Below are 2,580 nucleotides of genomic sequence, written 5' to 3' on the forward strand. Positions count from 1 at the left end.
AAAGGTGTTGCTTGTCTTTCAATAAACCGCGTCAGCCTGTCTGGACAGGCTGCAGCTGGGCGGCACCGTTCATGACGTCAAGCCATCGGCATGCGGTGCCACCACATCGCTCGCTGATACGATGCGCTGACCCATCCATGCACCAGTGCTGAACCATGCCCACACCCCTGACCGAAACCGAACTGCGTGCCCATGCGGCGCAGGCCGCCCAGCAACCGCGCTGCGCTGATTGCGCCGCGCTGGAGAAACCCGGCTGGGAGTCGATCTCGGGCGCGATGAACACCTCGCACCTCATGTCCGTGGGCCCTCTGGGTACCGAAGACGAGTGGGACCGCCTGGACGAGTACCACCCGCAGGGCACAGGCCTGTGGTCGCCCGATGCGCCCATCGCCCTGGGCTGGCATCCCTACACCCGCAGCGCGCTGTGGCGCTGTGCGCGTTGTGCCGGAGTCTTCCTGCGCTACACGGAGTACGGTGGCTACTACGAGGAGGAGCGCATCCGGCCCCTGCGGGCCGAGCTGCTGTGCACGCCGCCACTGCCGGGCGGCGACTGAGGCTTACAGTCGGGCGCGGTGGCGCTCGATCTGCGCCCGAATCTGCGCCGGCGCGGTGCCGCCCAGGGTGTTGCGGGCATTGAGGCTGCCGCGCAGGCTCAGCACCTCGTACACGTCCTTGTCGATGGCGGGGTGAAAACCCTGCAGTACCGACAGCGGCAACTCCGACAGGTCGCAGTTGTGGCTGGTGGCCGCCTTGACGGCGTGGGCCACGGTTTCGTGCGCGTCGCGGAAGGGCAGCCCCTTCTTGACCAGGTAGTCGGCCAGGTCGGTGGCCGTGGCGTAGCCCTTGTTGGCGGCCGCTTCCATGGCCGCGGCGTTGACCGTGATGCCGCCGTCCTTGCGGCCCGTGGCCGGGTCCAGCTGGCCGCCGACCATCTCGGTGAAGATGCGCAGCGTGTCCTTGAGCGTGTCCACCGTGTCGAACAGCGGCTCCTTGTCCTCCTGGTTGTCCTTGTTGTAGGCCAGGGGCTGACCCTTCATCAGGGTGATCAGGCCCATCAGGTGGCCCACCACGCGCCCCGTCTTGCCGCGTGCCAGCTCGGGCACGTCGGGGTTCTTCTTCTGCGGCATGATGGACGAGCCGGTGGTGAAGCGGTCGGCGATCTTCACGAAGCCGAAGTTCTGGCTCATCCACAGGATCAGCTCTTCCGAGAAGCGGCTGATGTGCACCATGCACAGCGAGGCCGCGGCGGTGAACTCGATCGCGAAGTCGCGGTCGCTCACGCCGTCCAGGCTGTTCTGGCACACCTGCGGCCGGCCCTGCTCATCGACCATGCCCAGCGTGCGCGCCACGCGCTCGCGGTCCAGCGGGTAGGTGGTGCCGGCCAGCGCGGCGCTGCCCAGGGGCAGGCGGTTGGTGCGCCGGCGCACGTCGGCGAAGCGCTCGGCGTCGCGGGCAAACATCTCCACGTAGGCCAGCAGGTGGTGCGCGAAGCTCACGGGCTGGGCCACCTGCAGGTGGGTGAAGCCCGGCAGGATCACGTCCACGTTGCGCTCGGCCACCTCGACCAGGGCCTTTTGCAGGTCGGTCAGCAGGCCGCCGATGAGGTCGATTTCGTCGCGCAGCCACAGGCGCACGTCGGTGGCGACCTGGTCGTTGCGGCTGCGGCCGGTGTGCAGGCGCTTGCCGGCGTCGCCCACGAGCTGGGTCAGGCGCGCCTCGATGTTCAGGTGCACGTCCTCCAGGTCGAGCTTCCACTCGAAGGCGCCGGCCTCGATCTCGGCGCGGATCTGGGCCATGCCGCGCTGGATATCGGCCAGGTCCTGCGCGCCGATGATGCCTTGCGCGGCCAGCATCTCGGCGTGTGCCAGGCTGCCGGTGATGTCGGCCAGCCACAGGCGCTGGTCAAAGAACACGCTGGCCGTGTAGCGCTTGACCAATTCGCTCATCGGCTCCGAGAATAGGGCGGACCAGGCTTCGGATTTTTTGTCGAGTTGGTTGGTGGACATGTTCTTGCCAGCGACGGACGATGAGTACAGGAGCGGGATCGGCGGTCGCCAGCGACAGGGCCGGACGAACGACGCGTGGAGGGCAGGACGGCCGGCAGGGCCGCACCCGGGCCCGGCGCCAGCAGCCAGATTCAATGAAAGATTCCCGGATTTTATCGAGCTACGCGGAACTGTACCCGGGTAGCGGCGCCAGGCCGGCGCCAGGCCGGCCCGAGGCCGTGCCGCGCATGCATCCCTATGTGTTCGACACCTGCCAGAGCGGTGTGGTGCTGCGCGCGGTGCTGTTCGTGCAGATCATCGTGATGGTGGCGTCGCTGTTCGAAACCTCGGGCTGGCGGACCTGGTCCGCCTACGCGGCCACGCTCACCGGCGCCGCGTTGCCGGGTCTGCTGGTGTGGCTGTTGTTGGTGTGCCTGCTCAAGCGGGTGTTCGACCGTCTGCCGGTCAGGGTCCAGTGGGCGTTGTCCATGGCCCTGGGTGGCGTGGCCGGCCTGTACGGCTGTGCCATGCTGGCCTGGGTGGGCCTGGTTGCAGAGGCGCCCTGGCTGGCCAGCGCCGCCAGCGGTGCGCTGCT

2 protein-coding genes and 1 pseudogene are annotated in these 2,580 nt (G+C 68.1%); 2 read left to right on the forward strand and 1 reads right to left on the reverse strand.

Annotation, left to right across the window (positions count from 1 at the left end; genetic code table 11):
• Positions 1 to 155 precede the first annotated feature (155 nt).
• A complete protein-coding gene (locus tag PHQ87_RS15915) occupies positions 156 to 554 on the forward strand; it encodes a hypothetical protein (protein WP_300236564.1) in 399 nt (132 codons plus the stop codon).
• A 3-nt stretch (positions 555 to 557) separates the two neighbouring features.
• On the opposite strand, the gene argH is transcribed toward PHQ87_RS15915, so the two are convergent.
• On the reverse strand, positions 558 to 2,006 hold the full coding sequence (gene argH, locus PHQ87_RS15920) for an argininosuccinate lyase (RefSeq protein ID WP_300236567.1): 1,449 nt from the start codon (positions 2,004 to 2,006) through the stop codon (positions 558 to 560).
• 134 nt (positions 2,007 to 2,140) lie between these two features.
• Between argH and PHQ87_RS15925 the strand changes: the two are divergent.
• Positions 2,141 to 2,580: pseudogene (locus tag PHQ87_RS15925) on the forward strand (sensor histidine kinase); the annotation flags it as partial.

This window comes from Hydrogenophaga sp. (genome assembly GCF_028698005.1).
Classification (GTDB): Bacteria; Pseudomonadota; Gammaproteobacteria; order Burkholderiales; family Burkholderiaceae_C; genus Hydrogenophaga.